This window comes from Streptomyces sp. NPDC041205, from assembly GCF_055591765.1.
Map to the genome: position 1 here is coordinate 189450 of NZ_JBVIZH010000007.1, position 19138 is coordinate 208587.

Below are 19138 nucleotides of genomic sequence, written 5' to 3' on the forward strand. Positions count from 1 at the left end.
ACCCACCCACCCATACAGAAGCCCCCCTGACCTGAGAAAACACAGGCCAGAGGGGCTCTAGGGATGTGGAGCCCAGGGGAGTCGAACCCGGAACCATGCCCCTTCTCACCTGGGACTTCACCGTGAAAGCCGGTGACGTCGCGGTCGGCGGCGACGTCACCAGGTCATGGTTGTGGGGTCATTGGCGAGGGCGGCGGCGAGGAGGGCGCGGAGGTGGTCGACCTCCGGGAGGAGCGTGGCCTCGATCTCGTCGTCGGTGCGGCCCGCCAGGGTGAGTTCCTGGATGCGCCGGAACAGCAGCCGGTCCGCCGCGGCGATCAGGGCGGCGCCGGACACGGGCGCGATGGCCGGGGCGGAGTCGGGAGCGGCGGCGGTCAGAGCCGCGGCGAGCGCCGCTTCCCGCTGGTCGTGCAGTTCGCGCAGCCGGGCGGTGAGGGTGGGACTGTCGGCGATCATGCGGGCGAACGCGATGCCCGTGAAGCCGACGACGGGGCTGTGGTCGAGGAGCGCGGCGCGGAAGGTCCGGCCCACGGCGGCGAGCGGCTCCACGCCGGGCTCGCGCTCGGTGACGGCCCTGGCCAGGCCCCCGGTGAAGGCCTCGTGATGGTCGAGGGCCAGGTCTTCCTTGCGGGGGAAGTAGTTGGTCACCGTCTTCTTGGCCACGCGGGCCGCGGCAGCGATCTCGGTGATGGTGGTCTGCTCGAAGCCCTGCTCGATGAAGAGCCTGGTGGCGCAGTCGGAGATCAGCTGCCTGGTCTCCTGCTTCTTGGACTCACGGAGCCCCATCTCAGTAGTCATGAGGGAATCTTACATCCGATGTAAAAATACGCTTGACGAACCGAGGGGGCCGACCTAAAGTTACGTCCGTTGCAAAAATCCCCTCAGTGAACGGACCTGCATTTGCGCAAGCTCTCGTACTTCGTCGGCGCCACCATCACCACCGAGTTCGCGGACGCTCCCGCGCCGGACCGCACGGCACTCGGCCTCGCGGGCACGCTCAACACAACGCTTCGGCACGGTCAGGACGGGGCAGGGCACGGACGCCCCGGGCCTCAGCAGCCCGTCCGCACCGCTGCGGCGAATCGCCCTGTCCCGCCCGCTCGCCACATGCGCGGACCCGGCCGTCGAGGCAACCGGTGAGGAGCCACTCACCCGCCTGAGACGTCCGACAGGGCTACACCGCCAGCACCTGCCGAACCCACACTTGCCTCGCCCCCACCTGTCACACCCACATCTGCCACACCCTCTTCTGCCAGGAGTTGCCCTGAACGTCACCGCCTCCACCGTGTCCCTGACCGTCGCCGACGTCGCCGCCTCGCGTGAGTTCTTCCACGTCCACCTCGGCTACCAGGTCGCCATGGCCGCCGACGGCTTCGCGTCCCTGACCCACGGGGATGCCGCCGCCGACATCGTGCTGCTCCAGCGCGGCAGCGAGGTGCTCCCGCCCGAGCAGCGCGACCAGCAGGCCACGGGCCTGATCTTCGCGCTCACCGTCACCGGCATCGAGGCCGAGGAGCGGCGCCTGCGTGAGGCCGGCGCCCCGATCACGATGCCGCTGCGTGAGGAGCCCTGGGGCGAGCGACTGTTCCAACTGACCGACCCGAACGGCGTGGTGGTCCAGTTTGTCGAGTGGGCCGCGCAGGAAGAGCCGGCAGCGAGCTGAGTCTCGGCCTGATCGCGGGCAGCAGTCGCCCCTCATGAAGGGCGACTGCTCATGCCGGACCCACCCACCGACGCCTTCAAGCGGGACCTCGGTGTACCGGAGGGCCATCGAGGGCACTCCCACACCATGAAGATCCTTTTCCTCTTGGCACTCATAGGCATCGCCGTCACGCTCTGGTCCATGCGATCCAACAGGCGCAAGTAGGCGGAGCACCACAGCGCGCGCCGCCGAGACGGCCTGCACGGTCATCGAGCCCCGGCGCGCACACGGTGCGCGCACAAGGGACCCAAAAAAGCCCCCCTGAGCAGCGTTTTCGCAGGTCAGGGGGGCTTTCTCAATGTGGAGCCTAGGGGAGTCGAACCCCTGACATCTGCCATGCAAAGACAGCGCTCTACCAACTGAGCTAAGGCCCCGCGTGCGCCGATGCCGTGGCGAAAAAATCGCGCCTCGGCGGGCGTCGGGGACCAGAGTACCGGGTCACCCCCCAGATCTCGCAAAAGGATTGGGGCTCCCCGTGCGCGACCACTCTCCGTAAGATGCTCGACGTGGTTCGCGGCAGCGAACCACGTCTTAGGGGAAGCGATGGGGAGACGCAAGATGGACGCTGCACAACAAGAATCAACCGCGAGAGCACGGGAGCTCCAGCGGAATTGGTACGGGGAACCGCTGGGGGCACTGTTCCGTCGCCTCATCGACGATCTGGGCCTGAACCAGGCACGGCTCGCCGGGGTGCTCGGCCTCTCCGCACCCATGCTGTCGCAGCTGATGAGCGGCCAGCGCGCCAAGATCGGCAATCCGGCCGTGGTCCAGCGGGTGCAGCTCCTCCAGGAGCTGTCGGGGCAGGTCGCGGACGGCAGTGTGAGTGCCGCCGAGGCGACGGACCGCATGGACGAGATCAAGAAGTCCCAGGGGGGTTCCGTACTGACCAACACCACCCAGTCGACCACGAGTTCAGGCGCACCCACGGTGAAGCGCGTGGTGCGTGAGATCCAGTCGCTGCTGCGCTCCGTCGCGGCGGCGGGCGACATCATCGATGCCGCGGACACGCTCGCCCCGACCCACCCGGAACTGGCAGAGTTCCTTCGGGTATACGGAGCGGGCCGCACCGCGGACGCCGTCGCCCACTACGAGGCGCACCAGAGCTGAGCCGCCGGCCGGGCCGCTGCCGGGCGGCCCGGAAGGGGAGCGGGCACGACCATGGGTGAGGTCTTCGCCGGGCGGTACGAACTCGTCGACCCGGTCGGACGCGGGGGAGTGGGCGCCGTATGGCGTGCCTGGGACCATCGCCGCCGCAGATATGTGGCGGCCAAGGTGCTTCAGCAGCGCAACGCTCACACTCTGTTGCGTTTCGTGCGGGAGCAGGCACTGCGGATCGACCATCCGCATGTGCTCGCTCCCGCCAGCTGGGCCGCCGACGACGACCAGGTCCTGTTCACCATGGAGCTGGTCACCGGCGGCTCGCTCGCCCACGTCATCGGTGACTACGGACCGCTCCCCGCCCACTTCACCTGCACCCTCCTCGACCAGCTCCTCTCCGGCCTCGCCGCCGTGCACGCGGAGGGCGTCGTGCACCGCGACATCAAGCCCGCCAACATCCTCCTGGAGGCCACCGGGACGGGGCGGCCGCACCTGCGCCTGTCGGACTTCGGCATCTCCATGCGCAAGGGCGAGCCACGGCTGACCGAGACCGACTACGTGGTGGGCACCCCCGGGTACTTCGCACCCGAGCAAATGATGGGCGCCGAACCGGACTTCACCGCCGACCTCTTCGCCGTCGGCCTCGTCGCCCTGTACCTCCTGCAGGGCGCCAAGCCCGACGCCAAGGCCCTGATCGAGCACTTCGCGGCCCACGGCACCCCCGGGGCACCCCAGGGCGTGCCCGAACCGCTGTGGCAGGTCATCGCCACCCTCCTGCAACCCGACCCGCAGGCGCGGTTCCGCACCGCCACCGGCGCCCGCAAGGCACTCACCTCCGCCGCCGAGATGCTGCCCGAGTCCGGACCCGACGACGAGGTCGTCGAGATCTTCGACCAACTCGCCCCGCTGCCCACGGGTTTCGGCCCCGACGGCCCCCTCACCCGCGCCCCTCAACCACCCCCGTCCCAGCCGCCGCCCCCCACCTCATCCTCAGCCTCCGCCACACCACCCCCACCTCTGTCCCACCCGTCCGTGGGGAACCCGTCCGTGGGCAACCCGTCCATGGGGAACCCGTCCATGGGGAACGCGGCCACGGGGCACTCGTCGACGGGGCACTCGTCGACGGGGCACTCGTCGACGGGGCAGCCGTCCACAGCTCACCCAGCCACGGGGCGACCTCCCACCGGGCACACATCCACAGGCTTGCCCGCCACGCCACTCCCACCCGCGATCCAGCCTTCCGTGGGCCAGCCCTCCGCGATCCAACCCTCCGTGGGCCAGCCCTCCTCCACTGGCCAACCACCGCTGGCTCAGCCCTCCTTGGGGCAGCCATCGTCCGTGGGCTCGGCGCCCCACCACCCCGTACAACCGCCATCACCCCCCGCGCACCCCCCGATGTCGGAGACCGGCAGCTTCCACCTGCCCCCACCGATTCCGCCCCACCAAGCGCCACCCCCACAACCCGCGCAACCACCCACTCCCCCTACACCGACCCCGCTTCCGATGCCGGCCCCACTCCCGTCCGAACTCCCGACAACACCCCCCACACCCACTCCGACCCCGATCCCAACTCCGAGTCCGACCTCCACTCCGAGCCCGACCCCCACTCCGAGTCCGGCCTCAGCCCAGACCCCGACCTCAGCTCCACCCCCATTCCCTGCACCGCCCCAGACCTGGACCCCAGCCCCGGCCCCCTTACCCGCAGCCACCCCAGAGCCCGCTCACGCCGCGGCCGCGTCCCCCGCCGCGCAGCGCGCTTACGCTCCTACTTCTCCATACACCGCTCAGCCCCAACAGGTTCCATCCCCCAGCCCATCAATTCCGGCTCCGCTCCCGGAACTTCAGCCAAGGGGCCGTGCGCAGCGCCGCCACGCCGCGGCCGTGCGCGCACCGCGCCCCGGGCCGCCCGTGAAAGTGGCCCTGCCGATGCTGCTGGCCGCGCTGGCCTGCTTCGCGGTGGGTTTCTGGGCCCTCACTCGCATCTGACGGGCCGTACGGAGGCCGTCGCCGGACCGAGCGAACCAACCGGACCCACCGGACCGAGCGAACCGACGGACCGTCCAAGCCGGACACAGCAGGCTGGATACAGATCAGGCGGGACGCGGACCAGGCGGGACGTGGATCAAGCCGGACACAGATCAAGCCGAGATCCGACCGAGCCGCCGCCGAGCCACAGCCCGCCACACCCCCAGAACGGCGAGCAGCACCGTCCCCGTGCCGAATCCCGCTGCCGCGAGCACCTTCATGGCCATATCGCCCTCGGGAGCGGCAGCCGAGCCGCCAGGGCCGGGCTCGCGCCGGGCGGAGCCACCCCCTCCGGCGCCGTTCCGCGCCGCGTCCTCGTCGCGCTCCGTGACGCCGAAGCCGTCCGCGGGACGCGGCACCCCGGCGTACGCGGGCGCCGGCCGCCGCTCACCGGCGACACCCACCCGCAGGGTCAGCCCCGTCTCGGCCGCGCCGAACCGCCTGGCGACGTCCGGGTCGAGGTGCACCACGAGGTAGTACCACCCCGCGAACCGCACCCCGGAGGTCCGGTCGAAGGGCGCGTAGCGGTTCTCGTACGCGACGGGCGGCAGCGGGGACAGGGCCATCGACTTCTGTCGGCCGTCGTACGGGATGTCGGAGTCCGCGACGGGCCCGCGCACCGGGTTGAACAGCTCCATGATCAGCGCGGGCGTCACGAAGTCGCCGCTCCGGGTGCCGCTGCCGAGTTCCAGGGTGACGGAGAGGCGCTGTCCCCAGTCGACGGGCACCCGGTAGAACCGCGTCTGCCCGGCCCGGACGCGGTCACCCCACACGCCCTTGCCCAGCGCCCTGGCCGTACCGAAGCTGCTGCCGCCCGCGCGGGGCAGCGGCGCGCCGGCGGGGGGCTGCTGCCGCGGGGCGGAGTCCGTGTCCTGTGGCGGGGTGGTCGGCCCCGCCTTGGCCAGAGCGGGCTCGGAGGCGACGTACAGCTCCAGATCCCAGTCCTCCGGAGAGGACGGTTTCTCCGGGGTGGACGACACCGGCGACCTGGAGTTGGTGGTCCGCTCGACCACTACGTAGTACGTCCCTGCCGTCTGGCACTTCTTCTGGTCCGCGCCGAGTTGCCGCTTCGCCGAGGCGGTGAGCGGCCGCGGGCTCTGCGAGGAGCCGATCCGCGCGGACCCCAGGTCGCAGGTGAAGCCGTCGGCGTCCTGCACGGACACCTTGATGCCGTCGGCGAACACGACCCGGCCGCGCGGGCCCGGCAGCGCGGTCACGGAGACGTACGCGCTGTCCTTGGCGTTGAGTTCGAGCCGGTAGTAGAGCTCGCTGCCGGTGGAGCCGGTACCAGCGGAAGCCCCCGATGAGCCGCTCCCGGGGGACGCGGACGCCCCGGACGACTCCGACGCCCCAGAGGCCCCGTCCTCCGACGCCCCGGGATGCCCGATGGCACTCCTATAGGTCGCCCCCGGCACCAGCATCCGGCTCCCGGCCGTACTGGTCGCGCCGTCGACGTCCTTCACGTCACTGTCGAAGGCGTACGGACCGGGGCTCTCGTCGACGGACGTGTGCCCGGGCCGAGCGAAGGCCACGCCGCTCCCGGCCCAGCTGCCCGGCAGCGTCACCGCACACAGCACAGCGCCCAGGACCGCACCGACCGCAGACCGACCGCCCCGGCCTCGCCTCATCACGCCGCTCTGCACCTCACCCTCCACCGATTTGCTCAAGCAAGGAATGAAATTGCGCAAGTGAACCAAAGGGGTGAGCCGTCGAGGTCACGCCGGGGGCAACCGGCCCGCCCGGGACCGCACGGTCCCCGTACACGCGCGGGAGAACCCCCGCCACCCGGCAGAACAAGCGGGACAAAAGACTCCCGGGACAGCACAGGGCCCCGACCGCTCAAGCGACCGGGGCCCTGTGACGAGACTGCTGTCGATACTCACGAACCCGTGGGCACGGAGTCAGTCGCCTCCGTCCACAGATCCTGCTCGGCGCGATCCGCCTGGATCTGGCGGTACACGAGGAGCCCGCCGATGGCGGCCAGTGCGACCAGGAGAAGCTTCTTCACCGCGCGACCTCGTCTTTCCTTGACGTAGGGGACTTCTGGCGCCCGACTATACACACCGCCCGATACCGATCGGTGACCTGGATCCCGCCCCGCTCGGGCCCCAACTCCCGGCCTGATCACCGCAGTAGAAGCGGATCATCGAGCTCCACCCACGCCCCGGCCACTGTGATTTTCGCCGCCCTTGCCCCATTTCCTGGCCCCCTCGGGCCGCTTGCGCCCATCCGGGTGGTGTTCATCAGAACATCGACGCGGCGCGGGCGTCGGTCCCGCACTTCCGGCCCGGCATACACATCATGAGGAAAGTACGCAAATCGCCCAACCTGAATGTGAGGGGCCATGACCGCCACCAAGGCCATGAAGCTGTGGACCGCACTCGTCACCGCGGTGCTCGCACTGTTCGCCACGCTGGGACTCACCTCGACCGCCACGGCGGCCGCCCCGGCACACCGGGCCACGACCACGTGCGAAAGCACCACGAGCCCGACGGCTCCCTTCGCGGCCCTCTGGCAGGCGGCATACGAACGCTCCTTGCCCCCCACCATGAAGCAACGCATCCGCGCCGAGGCCCACGGCTCCACACCGAGCTGCCGCCACCTGCCGACGACGGACGCGGAAGACCAGAACGACCCGCAGAACCCACCGGCAGACCACCTCGCCGCGGAGCCGTAGCCTCCACGGCGCCATAGCCGCAGGTACCACCCCGTACAGACGAGAAGACCCCCAGCCCGCACCGGCTGGGGGTCTTCTCGTGCGCGCTGCGAAGCACCAGTGCCGTGGACTGCCAAGCGTCCACGCCGTGGACTGCCAAGCGCCCGCACTGCGGGCTGCCAAGCCCCCGTGCCGGGCCGAGAGGCACACCGGTGCCAGGCCGAGGGGCACCCCAGCGTCATGAGACATACGAAGAGGGCGCCTCCCTCTCGGGGAGACGCCCTCTTCGTACTGCTTCGACACTGTGGGGCTAACAGGATTTGAACCTGTGGCCTCATCCTTATCAGGTCGACCATGGTGCTCGGCCAACCTTGCTCAGCGCCCGACTACCTCAGTGGATGGGATCGCCAACGTGCGTGGTGGACCTTCAAAGTTCGCCGCCGTTGGTGTCACGCGCTGATGTCAGCCCTGGCCTGAAGGCTTGACAACGTTGCACCGCGCTTTGCCCTGTGATCAAAGCGCGCGCAGACGCCGACTCTTTGGGACAAAGATCGTGTTCTGTGAAGCTTCAGAAAATCCGGCCATCCGGGCAATCTCGTCGAGCGTGAGCCCTTTATCCACCATGGCATCGCCAATGGACTGAGCAAGCACAGGTGCCTCAGGTGCCAGCTCTTCACTCAACGGCTCGCGTGTGCGCCACCCCTTGCTGCTGAGCTGTTTGTAGAGGTACTCACGCTTGCTCGCAGTGATGGTGTTGAGGCGGTAAGCGTGCTCGATGAGAGCCTGCATGGAGGTGCCCCACTCACGCTTCAGGTCGTGCAAACGCCCCAGGTTGAGGTTTCTCAGTTGGGGGCGAATCACTTCCTCAGGCATCAGGAACTCAGCAGCAAACCGGTTGGCCTGCTCTTCCATGTCGGGGGTGACCTCGTAGGCATGGAGGCATAGGTGCCCGAGCTCATGCCCCAGGGTGAGGCGAAGCCTGTCTGTTGGAGCCAACAGGTTGATCATCACAACCGGGTAGTCATCAACCCACTGCGACAGACCATCAACGCGAGACGTCGCGAAGTCCTCGGACAAGATCACGCAACCGGCTGCTTCCATCCAGCGCGCAACTGATCGCACAGGCCCGATGGGCATCCGCCACTGCATGCGAACCATCCGGGCGGCATCAGCAGGATCTGTCTCCACTGGGTCAAAGCACGGGATCTGCTGGTTTGCCTTGAGTGAGACCTCCTCCATCAGATGCCGAATGTGCATCCGATACATGTTGAGCTTGGCCTCAAGCTGTCGCCAGGTTGTGGCTTTGGCAGTGGCTCTGCGCCGCATGTGTGCATCGACTGCCATGGCGCCTCGGACTGCCCCTGCCGCTCTAAGGAAGGATGCAGTCACGCCGAGGGCAGCGGCGAGACGAGCCAGTACGTCACTGTCTGCCTCCCGCATACCGTTCTCGTACCGGGACAGGGCCGCTTGCGTCACGCCAGCCGCTGTCGCCAGCTCTTCCTGGGTCAATCCTCGTGCCCGGCGAGCAGTGGTGATCGCTTCGCCGAGGGCGGTCATGTGCCCACTTCTCCCTTGATGTCGCCAGAACCTGCCTCGGGCAGGTCGATCGTGGGGAGCGCAGGCTCGGGCTCTGTGGGACGAATCGGCTGTGCAGGGACGCCAACGGTACCGGTGCCCGCTTCCGGCAGCGCGATGTGCCAGATCACTTCCTCTTCGCCATCCCTCAGAGACAGAACCGCATCTCCCATGGAACGGGTGTCAGCATCCCAGTCGTAGCCCGCGATCAGGCGAACCTCTTCAAAACCAGGGAACGCTTGCTGCGCTCCTTGAGCGTAAAAGTCCAGCGCAGTCTGCGTAGCGTAGCTGCTGACCTTGCCCTCGATGCGGTGACGCTTCACTCGCAATCGATAGTTGACACCGACGGTGATTTCACGCGTCGGCTCACGGTCACTGAGCCAAACCCCAGGATGACCTTCAAACTCGGAGCACAGATTCGCCCAAAGGCGGTCATGGATCCAGTTCGCCAGACCCCGCTCGCTGCTGTCAGAAACCCACGATGCGTGAGTCTCACGGTACGCAGCGAGGTCCTTGCGCGTCTTGGCGACAGCGCGAGCCAGGCTGTTGGTGACTTTGTCACCAAGACCAGACAGGACACCCTCAGGATCCGGATAGGATTTCATGCCGGAAAATATACCACCCTGCTTGACCTGGATGTCCAGCTTTTATCGAGGGCAACTTGGTGAGCGGGCGACTACTCGGAACGTACAGGGACCCACTGACAACCCACGTGGGCCTGAAGTAGAGATCCACCGGGCTTGCGCTACGACGCGGTCGGTGGAGCGGCTTTGGGCGGGAGCTGCCATGGGGCGAGTGATCATGGCCCCTTACGCTGGCCGCGATTCGGGCAGCACCTCGCCTGCCCGCAACAGCCCGAATCGGGGCCATGATCTTAGAGGCTCGCCCCATGGTGGCTGCCTAAAGCCGTGGAACCGACCGCCCCGGCCACGACGTACCCCCTTCATCCCACTCGCCTTCGCTCCCGCCGGCACCGGTGGGCCTGCGGCCGTGGGCACCCTCCGCCCGGGGAAGGGTTGCGGCTGCTCTGGTGGCATGCGTGCGGGTCGCTGGCCGCTGCGGCATCCGGGCCCGGCTCTGGTACGCAGGGTGGGGTGGGTATCAGCGCTCGGTCCGGTGCATCGCCCTTGGGCGGGCCAGAGCGTGAAGCGGGATCAACCCCGTGGCATTACGTGGCGCGGGGCCGGGGGCCGGGGCGGCGCGGTGCCGAAGGCATGGAGCGCAAGCCCCGAGTCCCCGAGCCCCGCTGGCCCGCAGTGCGGGCCGGTGGGTGTGATCCCGTAGCGGCGGCTGGAAGAGCCGATGGGCCAGCGCACCGGATGCCCGACAGGGCAAGAGCCCCCACCCCGTCCGCGCTCCGGGAAGCCACCGGCCCGGCCAGCCCCGGCGCGCCCGGCGCCTGCGAAGCGGAAGGCACTTAGGGCACTCGCGCATACTGCGGCCGCAAGGCGCCGGGTTCCACGACGGGCAACCGGGCCTGTGCCGGTGTGCCTCTGCGGGAGCTCCCGAAGGACGAGCCCCCTTCCCCGCCGGAACGGCGGGGCTTGATGAGGTAGAGAAATCTGTAACAGCTCAGGCGCCATCAGGGGCAGGCCAGACGAAGCAGATCGCTTCCGTCTGCTGGTCGGCTCCGAAGCGGTGGACGATCTGCCCAATCTCACGGCACCCCAGCCGCTCGTAGAGCCGTATCGCAGCGGTGTCCTTGGCCATGACCTCAAAGGCGAGCCGAACACCGTGCTGCCGCGCATGGTCCATGACCGTCCTGGTGAGGCATTCTCCGAGCCCCATCCCCCGGGCTTCCGGCGCCACGAAGAGCCTCGCGGCGACCACGATCCGAGAACCGTCCTCCCCGCTTTGATCAAGCCAAACCGCCGCCGCCTCGTCGTCGTGCGGCGTACAAACTCCCGCGTGACCAACTACGCGCCCCGCCCGCACGGCGACCCAAGCTTGGATCATTTCAGGCGCGTTGAGCCATGCCTCCGGATGGTCGACACCTTCCACGGGGTACCCGTCGACAGCGTGGACCGCAACGAGAGCAGCCGCAGCCTCGGCGACGTCTTCGTCACGACGTGGGCGCACCTCGAAAGGCCGTTCCGCCTCTGCTTCGGCTCGCATGGGGATGACTCCCGTCAGTCGGTCGGCAGCTCGTAGGTAAGGACGTTCTCGTCACCGCGCAGAACGAAGTGGCTGACGTCCATCGGGGTCTCGTCCTGGTCGTAGCTGATGTGCAACACGTCCAACACTGGGGTCCCCGGCGAGGCGTTGAGCCGCTGCGCTTCGTCCGTCCGTGGCATCCGGGCCTGGACCTCTTCGAGCATGCGCGTCAAGCGGTGCCCCAGTTGCTCGAATGCCGCGTAGATCCCACCGGGGCCAGGAACGGCCACCTCCAACCGAGTGTCTGCGGCGATCGACAGCGGGATGTACGTGTTCACGATCTGTACCGCATGGTCGTCGACGAAGTACGTGTTCTCGCGCCGTACGACTTCCTGGCCAATCGGGAGGGCGAGTCGTTCGTTCACCCACTTCTCTGGGACGAGCCGCGCGATGTCGGTCACCTCGACGCGGGCTGTTCGCCCCTGCGCCTCGACTTCGGCGCGGAACGGAGCCTTGCCCGCTTCCCGCCAGTGTCGGGCGTAGCGATCGTGCGCATGCCGGATGAGCTGGGTTCGGCGGCGTACGAACACCCCTCGCCCCACCTGGCTCTCGACCAGGCCGGTCGACTTGAGGAGTCCAGTGACCTTGCTGGCGGTGGCGCTGGAGATGCCATAGGTCTCGATCAACTCACGCTCGGAAGGCAGGACGGAGCCGGGAAGGTACTCACCGGACTCGATCTTCTTGCGCAACTGATCAGCGATCTCACGGCTGTTGAGCCGCTTCTTGGCGGGCATTGCTTGGCCTCCTCTGGGTCTCCTCCCAAGTGTAGGCCTCCTTAAGGAGGTCACCCTAGAGAAGTTTCGCCAACCCTCTTGCCAACCTCCTTAAGGAGGTCCATTCTCTTCCGTGAGACCTCCTTAAGGAGGTTCCCGTGAGGAGATCTCCTTACGGAGGTACTTTCGAGGGAGCTTCAATGCCGTCCTTCAAGATCGACACTTCAACCGCCCTGGTGTTCGTGGCGACCGCGCCCGAACCGAAGGTGAAGAACTTCCAGACCGGCGAGCGGGCCGTGAATCAGGAGGGCAAGCCCCTGTCGACCGTGGGCCTGCTGGTCTCGGACGAGGGGGAGGGCAACCTTCTCAAGGTCACGGTCCCCGAGAGCGGCTACCCCGAGGGGCTCGCGCCGGGCATGCCGGTCCAGGTCATCAACCTGAAGGCGAAGGACTGGGAGAACGTGATCAAGGGCGAGAAGCGCTCGGGTATCGCGTTCAGCGCGGTCGCGGTCACCCCGCTGGGGGCCTGATCATGGCCGACGTCGTGACCTGGTTAGAACTGGGCGGCGCTGCCGCTGGTGTCAGCGGGCTGGGCATGGCCAAGTACCGTGCGCCGCGCGTGTACTGGTCGCTGGTCGGCCTTCCGGCCACGTGGGCCCGGGTCACCTGGACCTACCGGTCCACGATGGAGGTGTGCGGTCTGACGGTGCAGCCGTCCGGCTTCCGCGCCTTCATGGCCCGCAACGTGGCCCGTCGTGAGGTGCGGCCGGTGGCGCCGAAGATCCGCCGGGTCCGCCCGAGTTCGACCGGCCTGCGGGTGACGCTCCGTCTCCCCGCCGGTCTGGAACCCGCCGACGTCGCCGCGTCCGCCGTGCGCCTGCGGCACACCTTCGGGGTGCACTCGGTGACCGTGGCGGAGACCAGGCCCGGGTATGTCGAGCTGCGGATGACGGGCTACGACGTGCTCAATCGGGTGCGGATGCCGCGCAGGGCCGTCCCCCGTGACCTCATCGTCCCGGTCGCGCTGCGCGAGGACGGCTCGGTCTTCGAGCGGGACTACCGCAAGATCCCGCACGCGCTGACCCTGGGGGCGAACCAGTCCGGCAAGTCGATGTACCAGCGCAACCTGATCAAGGGCCTCGCGCAGTTGCCCGTCGCACTGGTCGGGATCGACTGCAAGCGCGGCGTCGAGCAACACCGGTACGCGCCCCGCCTGTCGGCGCTGGCCACCGACCGGCAGAGCGCCGGGGACCTGGTCGACGCGCTCGTCGGCGAGATGGAAGACCGCTTCGACCTGCTCGCCCTGCACGGGGTCTCGGACCTGTGGGAGCTGCCCGCCAAGCTGCGGCCCGTGCCGCTGGTCGTACTGATCGACGAGGTGGCGGAACTCTTCCTGGTCACGTCCAAGAAGGACGAACCGGCCCGCGACCACATGGTCATGCAACTGGTCCGGCTCGGGCAGATGGCCCGCGCGGTCGGGATCTACCTGGAAGCCTGTGGCCAGCGCTTCGGCTCCGATCTGGGCAAGGGCGCGACCGCCCTGCGCGCCCAGCTCACCGGCCGGGTCGTGCACCGTGTCAACGACAAGCAGACCGCCGACATGGGCCTGGGTGACATTGCCCCCGACGCCGTGGTGTCCGTGCTGGGCATCCGCGCGGACCGCCCCGGCGTGGCGGTGGCCGGTGACGCCTCCGCCTACTGGTCGCGCATCCGCACCCCCGCGACCACCCCGGATCAGGCGGCGGCTGTCTGCCGCGAATTCGCCCACCTCACCCCGGACTTGCCGTTCCTGGCCCCGTTCCGCCCCTACGTGCCTGCCGAGGTGTCGGCGGCCGGTCCGTCGCTGGTCAAGCCTCGCCCGGTCACCGACTAACACCCCCGCTCCACCGGTCGGCGCGACCGCCTCGTGCCACGTCCCTACCTCAGCCATGCCTGAAATGGAGTGATCACCGTGACTGTTCTCCCGTTCCCCGGGCCGACCCCGACCCCGCCGCCGCGTCCGGCCGTTGATCCGCTGGAGTCCGCGTTGCTGTCCGCGCTGAACAACGCGCCGGAGGTCATGAGCGGCTACGGCGACGTGGACCAGGGCGACGACAGCGACACCGAACGGACGCGGTGATGGTCATGGCCGCGCGCAAGAGTCCCGCCCAGCCTCGCAAGGCACCGGACAAGCCCCGGGCGCGTAAGTGCCCGCTGTGCAAGGGCAGCGGTCAGGTCGCCCCGCCCATCCCCGTGACCCGGGGCCTGGCTACCGGCTCCGCCTCGGCCATCGAGGGCCAGGAGGGTCTGTTCGAGGTCGACGACGACACCAGCACCCCCACGCCGTGAACGAGCGCCGGGGCCGGGCGGCCGGACACGATCCCCGCCCCGCCCCGGCTTCCAGCCCGGAAGGGAGTACGTGATGAAGGTCCGCATCACCCTTACCGTCACCGTGAACGCTGAGGAGTGGGCCAGCGAGTACGGCGTCCCGCGTGAGGACGTGCGCGCCGACGTGAAGGACTACATCGGCCACGCGGTTGCCGACAGCTACCCCGCCACTGAGCGGATCATCACCGATGTGGGGTGGCAGTGATGGCCCGCCCCTCCGCCTGGCGCCCGGACGCAGTCCTCGTTCAGGCCGTCATCGCCGGTGCCCTGTCGTTCGCCCACCTCCACGACATCGCTGCGGCGGCCGGACAGTCGGGCTGGAAGGCATGGGCCTACCCGGTCTCGGTTGACCTGCTGCTGGTCGCCTCCTGGCGCCGACTGCGCGCCGGTGGATCGTCCCTGGCGTGGTGCTGGTTCGTGATCGCCCTGGTCGCCTCGCTGGGTGCCAACGTCGCCACTGCCGGATTCCTCGACCTTGAACACCCCCCGGCCTGGTTGCGGTTCAGCGTCGCCGGATGGCCCGCGCTGGCCTTCCTCGGCGGCACCCTCCTGGCCCACCAGCCCACACCCCGCACCGCCCCCGCGCCGGAACCGGAGCCGGTGGCCGAGCGCCCGGCACCGGCCGCGCCGGAACCGGCCCCGGACGCCCCGGCGCCCACCCCGGTCTCGCCCCCGGCGTTGCCCGAAGCGGCCCCGGCCCGCACGGAGCCTGGCCCTGCTGTGCCTCCGGCCCTGCTGGATCACGCCCGGAAGGTCGCCACCGAGCACCGCACCCGCACCGGCAGCGACATCGACACCGCCGCCCTGCGTGCCCGCCTCGGCATCCCCGAAGCCCTCGCCGGAGCGATCGTCGCCCAACTCGCCTGAACCGAAAGGAGATCAACCCTCATGGCCCGCCCGAACCGCTTCTACGACGTGCTCCGCATCGGCCCGGTCCAGGTCGCCACGTTCCACAACGGCCGTGGCCGCACCCGCCACACCGCCGCGTGCACCGCCCCCAAGTGCGGCTTCTCCACCGAGCACGGCGACCGCTCGGCCGCCGAACTCGCCGCCCGCACCCACCGCTGCACCGCCTGACCGGGCAAGGAGAGATCCCATGCGCCTGCCCGACGAACAGCTTCGCGCCGGTCACATCCCCGCCGATCTGTACCGGCAGATCCCGCCCGGCACAGACCTGCGCAAGGTCGTGATCGTCCAGGAAGCACCCCGCAACTACACCGGCCCGGTCGTCCTCACGCTCGTGGTCATCACGGGCTCGGTCGCGCTGCTGCTGGTGATCGCGTTCGTCGTCCAGGTCGTCGCCGCGTCGGTCGTCTCCGTGCTGTCGGCCACCTGCGGCGTCGGCGTCGCCCTCAACCGCGCATCCAGGCGCCGGAAATCCCCCGGCGCACTGGGCAAGTAACGCCGGACGCAAGCGCTCCGGCCGCATCTGACCAGCCCCCGGGACGGCCCCTCTCGCCAAAGATTCGCCGCCCCGGGCGCCTTCCACCTTCCTGATCCACCGGACCCGAAAGGCGCCTTCATCATGCCGTACGGCATCCCCACCCACGCCCGCCTCTGCCCCAACTGCGGCGGCTTCCCCGTCGTCGCCATCACCACCGGCACCCGCCAGACCGACGGCACCCGCACCACCCACCGCGTCGTCTGCCGGGCCTGCCAGGGCACCGGCCACACCACCCCCGCCGCCACCCTGGCCCAGACGGGGCGGTGAGCGTCGTGGGACTCCTGAACTGGAACTCCGCCCAGCACTACGACCACGGCGACGCCTGCGCCTGCACCCAGTGCGGCAAGCCCACCCCCTTACGCGCGCACTCCGGCGAACCCGTCCACAAGGTGTGCGCCGAGGACTGGAACACCCGTAACCCCGACGCCCCGCGTCACCAGCACGAGGGCCGCGACCTGGGCACCAGCCGCTACCACTCGGACCCCCCGCGCAAGCGCCGCAAGGACGGTGCCCGATGACCGACACCGCCACCCTGGCGGGCCTGGACCCGGCCACCCTCACCGACGTACTGAGGGTGGCCGGGCAACCGGGCTTCGACCGCTGGCAAGAACAGATCCGCCGCACCGGAGGATGCGCCGACCCGATCCGCCTGATCGGCGGAACGAAGACGATCGACCCCGCCACCAAGACCGTTCTCCACGCCTACACCACCGACCACGAGCCCGGCGGCATGCTCCGGATCGCGTGCGGCAACCGCCGGGCCTCCCGCTGCCCGGCCTGCGCCTGGACGTATGCGGGCGACACCTACCACCTGATCCGTGCCGGACTGGTCGGCGACCCCGCCAAGGGCACCCCGCACACCGTGCGCGACCACCCCCGCGTCTTCGCCACCCTCACCGCCCCGTCCTTCGGCCCCGTCCACAACCGGCCCGGCCCCCGCCCCTGCCGCTGCGGCCAACGGCACGCCGACGACGACCCGGCACTCGGTACGCCGCTGGATCCGGCGACGTACGACTACGCGGGCGCCGTGCTCTGGAACAACCACGCCTCCGACCTGTGGCGCTACTTCACGATCTACCTCCGCCGCGAGATCGCACGCCGGGCCGGACTGACCCAGAAAGCTGCCCGGGAACAGTCCCGGCTCTCCTTCGGCAAGGTCGCCGAATACCAGAAGCGCGGCGCCGTGCACTTCCATGCCGTGATCCGCTTCGACGGCCCCGGAGGGCCCGACTCCCCGCCCCCGCCCTGGGCAACCCTGGACCTGCTGGAAGCAGCGATCCGGGCCGCCGCTGCTCGCGTCCAAGTCGACGTGCCCCCGGCCGGTGACCAACCGGCTCGGGTTCTACAGTGGGGCACCCAGCTCGACGTGCAGACGATCGGCGCCTTCGGCCACGGCGAAGAGATCACCGAAGCCGCGGTTGCCTCATACGTTGCCAAGTACGCCACCAAGGCAGCGGAGACGACCGGCACCGTGGACCGCCGCATCGGCAACAAAGAGGCCTTGGTCCTCCTCGACGTCCCGGATCATCCCGCCCGGCTGATCGCGGCCTGCCTCGACCTCCACGCGCTCTACCCGGACCGGAAGTTACGGGACTGGGCTCACATGCTTGGCTTTCGCGGCCACTTCTCCACCAAGTCCCGCCACTACTCCACCACCCTCGGCGCCCTCCGACAGGTCCGCGCCGACTACCGCGCCCGCGAGCAACGCGCCGCCCTCGGCCTCCCCGACCCCGACGACCACCCCGAAGCCACCACCCTCACCCTCGCCCACTGGACCTACGCCGGACACGGCCACACCCCCGGCGAATCCTGGCTCGCCGCCAATATCCGCCGTGAGATCCAGCTCAACCGCGAAACGGCCCGCGAGGAACTACCCGCCCTGCTCGACCTGGAAGGAGCCGCAGCATGACCACTGCAAGCCCTGAGCTGCTGACCGTGCCGGACGTCATGGTGCGGCTCAAGGTCGGCCGGACCAAGGTCTACGACCTGATCCGCACACACCGCCTGGTCTCGATCAAAGTCGACGGCTGCCGACGCATCCCGGCTGACTCGGTCGGGGACTTCATCCGGCGCCAGATCGAGAGGGGCGACTGATGGCCAAGAGGCGCCCCAACGGCGGCGGAACGATCGCGAAGCGCAAGGATGGCCGGTACCAGGGGGCCGCGTACGTGACCGACACTGACGGCAACCGCGTCCGGAAGTACGTCTATGGCGCCACCTGGGATGAGGCCGACGAGAAGCTCGGCAAGCTTCAGAACCAAGAGCGCAACGGCGTTCCAGTGCCGTCCCGCTCCTGGACCGTGGGGGAATGGCTGGCTTACTGGCTTGAGCACATCATCGAGCCGGAGCGGGAGCACAACACCTACGTCAAGTACGAGTCCAAGGTCAGGCTCTATCTCCTGCCGCACCTCGGCAAGAAGCCTCTGGCCAAGCTCACACCGGCCCAGCTACGCACCTTCATGGCGGCGCTGAAGCGTGAGAAGGTCGGCGCGGCCACCCGCTTCGAGGTGCTTCGTGTCCTCCGCAACGCTCTCAACCGGGCCATCCGCGAAGAGCTGCTGACGCGCAACGTCGCGCTGCTGGTCGACATGCCCAAGGTCACCAAGGACAAGGGCAAGGCGTGGAACGCCCGTGAGGCGATCATGTTCCTCCGTACCACCCGCGCGCACCGGCTCTACGCGGCCTGTGTCCTGGTCCTGGTGCTCGGTCTCCGCCGTAGTGAGCTTCTGGGCCTGCGCTGGCAGGACGTGGACTTCGAGGCGGGGCAGTTCACCCCGGTCAAGCAGGTGCAGCGTGTGAAGGGTGTCGGGCTGGTCCTGAAGGACCTCAAGACCGAGTCGTCACAGGCGGTGCTCCCCCTGCCGGAGTTCTGCGCGCGTGCCCTGGAAGAGCGCAGGGAGCTGCAAGAGCTGGAACGGAAGATCGCCGGTGACCACTGGTCGCAGGAATCGGACCATGACCTGATCTTCTCCTCGGAGCATGGCGGCATGATCGACCCGGTGGGCTTCTCTCGGACCTTCGATCGGCTGGTGAAGCGGGCTGGCGTGCGTCGCATCACGGTCCGACTGGCCCGGCACACCTGCGGGACTCTGCTCGCCTTCCTGAAGGTGCACCCCAAGGTCGCTCAGGCGATTCTCCGGCACAGCCAGATCAGCATGACCATGGACGTCTACACGCACGTCGTGGGCGACAGTGAGCGGGAAGCGGTCAGCATGCTCGCCGAACTGCTGGAAGATCCACTTATCGGCTGATGTCAGCCGTAGATGTCAAAGACCCCCAGTCATGATCGACTGGGGGTCTTCGTGCTGGTGGGGCTAACAGGATTTGAACCTGTGGCCTCATCCTTATCAGGGATGCGCTCTAACCAACTGAGCTATAGCCCCGCCGCGCTCTTCGGGTTCGCC

At 68.8% G+C, this 19138-nt stretch carries 24 protein-coding genes and 2 tRNA genes; 17 read left to right on the forward strand and 9 right to left on the reverse strand.

Translation table 11 applies throughout. The features are described 5' to 3' along the window. Positions 1-156 precede the first annotated feature (156 nt). Entirely contained in the window at positions 157-786 is a 630-nt protein-coding gene (locus ACZ6BG_RS28500) for a TetR/AcrR family transcriptional regulator (protein ID WP_469007195.1), read from the reverse strand. A 478-nt stretch (positions 787-1264) separates the two neighbouring features. Between ACZ6BG_RS28500 and ACZ6BG_RS28505 the strand changes: the two genes are divergently transcribed. Next, the gene (locus ACZ6BG_RS28505; protein ID WP_469007197.1) at positions 1265-1663 is read left to right on the forward strand and encodes a VOC family protein; all 399 of its coding nucleotides are present in this window, start codon (positions 1265-1267) and stop codon (positions 1661-1663) included. Positions 1664-2003: 340 nt separating this feature from the next. On the opposite strand, the gene ACZ6BG_RS28510 is transcribed toward ACZ6BG_RS28505, so the two are convergent. Continuing rightward, positions 2004-2076, reverse strand: a tRNA-Ala gene (locus ACZ6BG_RS28510). A 184-nt stretch (positions 2077-2260) separates the two neighbouring features. Here ACZ6BG_RS28510 and ACZ6BG_RS28515 point away from each other — a divergent pair. Beyond that, entirely contained in the window at positions 2261-2809 is a 549-nt protein-coding gene (locus ACZ6BG_RS28515; RefSeq protein ID WP_030357748.1) for a helix-turn-helix domain-containing protein, read from the forward strand. 51 nt (positions 2810-2860) lie between these two features. Continuing rightward, complete coding sequence (locus tag ACZ6BG_RS28520) at positions 2861-4786, forward strand: serine/threonine-protein kinase (protein ID WP_469006639.1); 1926 nt, start codon at positions 2861-2863, stop codon at positions 4784-4786. A 152-nt stretch (positions 4787-4938) separates the two neighbouring features. Here ACZ6BG_RS28520 and ACZ6BG_RS28525 read toward each other — a convergent pair whose 3' ends face one another. Further along, the gene (locus tag ACZ6BG_RS28525; RefSeq protein ID WP_469006641.1) at positions 4939-6390 is read right to left on the reverse strand and encodes a hypothetical protein; all 1452 of its coding nucleotides are present in this window, start codon (positions 6388-6390) and stop codon (positions 4939-4941) included. A gap of 314 nt (positions 6391-6704) precedes the next feature. After that, on the reverse strand, positions 6705-6833 hold the full coding sequence (locus tag ACZ6BG_RS28530; RefSeq protein ID WP_003999697.1) for a DLW-39 family protein: 129 nt from the start codon (positions 6831-6833) through the stop codon (positions 6705-6707). Positions 6834-7169: 336 nt separating this feature from the next. Here ACZ6BG_RS28530 and ACZ6BG_RS28535 point away from each other — a divergent pair, with 336 nt between their 5' ends. Next, on the forward strand, positions 7170-7502 hold the full coding sequence (locus ACZ6BG_RS28535) for a DUF6344 domain-containing protein (protein ID WP_469006643.1): 333 nt from the start codon (positions 7170-7172) through the stop codon (positions 7500-7502). Positions 7503-7994: 492 nt separating this feature from the next. Here the strand turns inward: ACZ6BG_RS28535 and ACZ6BG_RS28540 are convergent, their stop codons facing one another. The 4 genes from ACZ6BG_RS28540 to ACZ6BG_RS28555 form a co-directional block, all read right to left on the reverse strand. After that, positions 7995-9038, reverse strand: coding sequence for a helix-turn-helix domain-containing protein (locus tag ACZ6BG_RS28540; protein WP_469006645.1), 1044 nt, complete (start codon positions 9036-9038; stop codon positions 7995-7997). Then, on the reverse strand, positions 9035-9661 hold the full coding sequence (locus tag ACZ6BG_RS28545; RefSeq protein ID WP_469006649.1) for a hypothetical protein: 627 nt from the start codon (positions 9659-9661) through the stop codon (positions 9035-9037). Before ACZ6BG_RS28545 ends, ACZ6BG_RS28540 begins: the two co-directional genes overlap by 4 nt. Positions 9662-10628: 967 nt before the next feature. Next, positions 10629-11171 carry a GNAT family N-acetyltransferase gene (locus ACZ6BG_RS28550; RefSeq protein ID WP_469006652.1) on the reverse strand — a complete coding sequence of 181 codons (543 nt, stop codon included), beginning with the start codon at positions 11169-11171 and terminating at the stop codon, positions 10629-10631. Positions 11172-11185: 14 nt separating this feature from the next. Beyond that, complete coding sequence (locus tag ACZ6BG_RS28555; RefSeq protein WP_469006655.1) at positions 11186-11944, reverse strand: GntR family transcriptional regulator; 759 nt, start codon at positions 11942-11944, stop codon at positions 11186-11188. A gap of 179 nt (positions 11945-12123) precedes the next feature. On the opposite strand from ACZ6BG_RS28555, the gene ACZ6BG_RS28560 reads away from it, so the two are divergent. The 13 genes from ACZ6BG_RS28560 (at position 12124) to ACZ6BG_RS28620 (ending at position 18985) form a co-directional block, all read left to right on the forward strand. Continuing rightward, positions 12124-12453 carry an SCO3933 family regulatory protein gene (locus ACZ6BG_RS28560; RefSeq protein WP_469006657.1) on the forward strand — a complete coding sequence of 110 codons (330 nt, stop codon included), beginning with the start codon at positions 12124-12126 and terminating at the stop codon, positions 12451-12453. A gap of 2 nt (positions 12454-12455) precedes the next feature. Beyond that, positions 12456-13796 (forward strand): FtsK/SpoIIIE domain-containing protein, encoded by a 1341-nt coding sequence (locus ACZ6BG_RS28565; RefSeq protein ID WP_469006659.1) that lies wholly within the window; start codon positions 12456-12458, stop codon positions 13794-13796. A 78-nt stretch (positions 13797-13874) separates the two neighbouring features. After that, on the forward strand, positions 13875-14042 hold the full coding sequence (locus ACZ6BG_RS28570; RefSeq protein WP_469006661.1) for a hypothetical protein: 168 nt from the start codon (positions 13875-13877) through the stop codon (positions 14040-14042). Between the two features lie 5 nt (positions 14043-14047). Beyond that, a complete protein-coding gene (locus ACZ6BG_RS28575) occupies positions 14048-14251 on the forward strand; it encodes a hypothetical protein (RefSeq protein ID WP_469006665.1) in 204 nt (67 codons plus the stop codon). Positions 14252-14324: 73 nt separating this feature from the next. After that, positions 14325-14495 (forward strand): hypothetical protein, encoded by a 171-nt coding sequence (locus tag ACZ6BG_RS28580; protein WP_469006667.1) that lies wholly within the window; start codon positions 14325-14327, stop codon positions 14493-14495. Continuing rightward, complete coding sequence (locus tag ACZ6BG_RS28585; RefSeq protein WP_469006671.1) at positions 14495-15157, forward strand: DUF2637 domain-containing protein; 663 nt, start codon at positions 14495-14497, stop codon at positions 15155-15157. The genes ACZ6BG_RS28580 and ACZ6BG_RS28585 overlap by 1 nt, the downstream gene beginning before the upstream one ends. Before the next feature lie 21 nt (positions 15158-15178). Next, on the forward strand, positions 15179-15367 hold the full coding sequence (locus ACZ6BG_RS28590) for a mobile element transfer protein (RefSeq protein WP_469006672.1): 189 nt from the start codon (positions 15179-15181) through the stop codon (positions 15365-15367). A gap of 19 nt (positions 15368-15386) precedes the next feature. After that, positions 15387-15692: a hypothetical protein gene (locus ACZ6BG_RS28595; RefSeq protein ID WP_469006674.1), complete on the forward strand. Its 306-nt coding sequence runs from the start codon at positions 15387-15389 to the stop codon at positions 15690-15692. A gap of 123 nt (positions 15693-15815) precedes the next feature. Further along, complete coding sequence (locus ACZ6BG_RS28600) at positions 15816-16001, forward strand: hypothetical protein (protein ID WP_469006676.1); 186 nt, start codon at positions 15816-15818, stop codon at positions 15999-16001. 5 nt (positions 16002-16006) lie between these two features. Beyond that, the gene (locus ACZ6BG_RS28605; RefSeq protein ID WP_469006678.1) at positions 16007-16252 is read left to right on the forward strand and encodes a hypothetical protein; all 246 of its coding nucleotides are present in this window, start codon (positions 16007-16009) and stop codon (positions 16250-16252) included. Further along, a complete protein-coding gene (gene repSA / locus ACZ6BG_RS28610; RefSeq protein ID WP_469006680.1) occupies positions 16249-17643 on the forward strand; it encodes a replication initiator protein RepSA in 1395 nt (464 codons plus the stop codon). The genes ACZ6BG_RS28605 and repSA overlap by 4 nt, the downstream gene beginning before the upstream one ends. Beyond that, positions 17640-17828 carry a helix-turn-helix domain-containing protein gene (locus tag ACZ6BG_RS28615; RefSeq protein WP_469006682.1) on the forward strand — a complete coding sequence of 63 codons (189 nt, stop codon included), beginning with the start codon at positions 17640-17642 and terminating at the stop codon, positions 17826-17828. Before repSA ends, ACZ6BG_RS28615 begins: the two co-directional genes overlap by 4 nt. Next, a complete protein-coding gene (locus ACZ6BG_RS28620) occupies positions 17828-18985 on the forward strand; it encodes a tyrosine-type recombinase/integrase (protein WP_469006685.1) in 1158 nt (385 codons plus the stop codon). Before ACZ6BG_RS28615 ends, ACZ6BG_RS28620 begins: the two co-directional genes overlap by 1 nt. Before the next feature lie 55 nt (positions 18986-19040). On the opposite strand, the gene ACZ6BG_RS28625 is transcribed toward ACZ6BG_RS28620, so the two are convergent. After that, positions 19041-19117 (reverse strand) — tRNA-Ile (locus tag ACZ6BG_RS28625). Positions 19118-19138: the final 21 nt, after the last annotated feature.

Excerpts from the sequence above, each read along its gene's own strand:
- ACZ6BG_RS28560 (WP_469006657.1), top strand. The coding sequence starts at position 12,124 with ATGCCGTCCTTCAAGATCGACACTTCAACCGCCCTGGTGTTCGTGGCG.
- ACZ6BG_RS28565 (WP_469006659.1), top strand. The coding sequence starts at position 12,456 with ATGGCCGACGTCGTGACCTGGTTAGAACTGGGCGGCGCTGCCGCTGGT.
- ACZ6BG_RS28620 (WP_469006685.1), top strand. The coding sequence starts at position 17,828 with ATGGCCAAGAGGCGCCCCAACGGCGGCGGAACGATCGCGAAGCGCAAG.
- ACZ6BG_RS28600 (WP_469006676.1), top strand. The coding sequence starts at position 15,816 with ATGCCGTACGGCATCCCCACCCACGCCCGCCTCTGCCCCAACTGCGGC.
- ACZ6BG_RS28545 (WP_469006649.1), bottom strand. The coding sequence starts at position 9,661 with ATGAAATCCTATCCGGATCCTGAGGGTGTCCTGTCTGGTCTTGGTGAC.
- ACZ6BG_RS28520 (WP_469006639.1), top strand. The coding sequence starts at position 2,861 with ATGGGTGAGGTCTTCGCCGGGCGGTACGAACTCGTCGACCCGGTCGGA.
- ACZ6BG_RS28590 (WP_469006672.1), top strand. The coding sequence starts at position 15,179 with ATGGCCCGCCCGAACCGCTTCTACGACGTGCTCCGCATCGGCCCGGTC.
- ACZ6BG_RS28575 (WP_469006665.1), top strand. The coding sequence starts at position 14,048 with ATGGCCGCGCGCAAGAGTCCCGCCCAGCCTCGCAAGGCACCGGACAAG.
- ACZ6BG_RS28500 (WP_469007195.1), bottom strand. The coding sequence starts at position 786 with ATGGGGCTCCGTGAGTCCAAGAAGCAGGAGACCAGGCAGCTGATCTCC.
- ACZ6BG_RS28515 (WP_030357748.1), top strand. The coding sequence starts at position 2,261 with ATGGACGCTGCACAACAAGAATCAACCGCGAGAGCACGGGAGCTCCAG.
- ACZ6BG_RS28615 (WP_469006682.1), top strand. The coding sequence starts at position 17,640 with ATGACCACTGCAAGCCCTGAGCTGCTGACCGTGCCGGACGTCATGGTG.
- ACZ6BG_RS28535 (WP_469006643.1), top strand. The coding sequence starts at position 7,170 with ATGACCGCCACCAAGGCCATGAAGCTGTGGACCGCACTCGTCACCGCG.
- repSA (WP_469006680.1), top strand. The coding sequence starts at position 16,249 with ATGACCGACACCGCCACCCTGGCGGGCCTGGACCCGGCCACCCTCACC.
- ACZ6BG_RS28540 (WP_469006645.1), bottom strand. The coding sequence starts at position 9,038 with ATGACCGCCCTCGGCGAAGCGATCACCACTGCTCGCCGGGCACGAGGA.
- ACZ6BG_RS28580 (WP_469006667.1), top strand. The coding sequence starts at position 14,325 with ATGAAGGTCCGCATCACCCTTACCGTCACCGTGAACGCTGAGGAGTGG.
- ACZ6BG_RS28555 (WP_469006655.1), bottom strand. The coding sequence starts at position 11,944 with ATGCCCGCCAAGAAGCGGCTCAACAGCCGTGAGATCGCTGATCAGTTG.
- ACZ6BG_RS28585 (WP_469006671.1), top strand. The coding sequence starts at position 14,495 with ATGGCCCGCCCCTCCGCCTGGCGCCCGGACGCAGTCCTCGTTCAGGCC.
- ACZ6BG_RS28595 (WP_469006674.1), top strand. The coding sequence starts at position 15,387 with ATGCGCCTGCCCGACGAACAGCTTCGCGCCGGTCACATCCCCGCCGAT.
- ACZ6BG_RS28550 (WP_469006652.1), bottom strand. The coding sequence starts at position 11,171 with ATGCGAGCCGAAGCAGAGGCGGAACGGCCTTTCGAGGTGCGCCCACGT.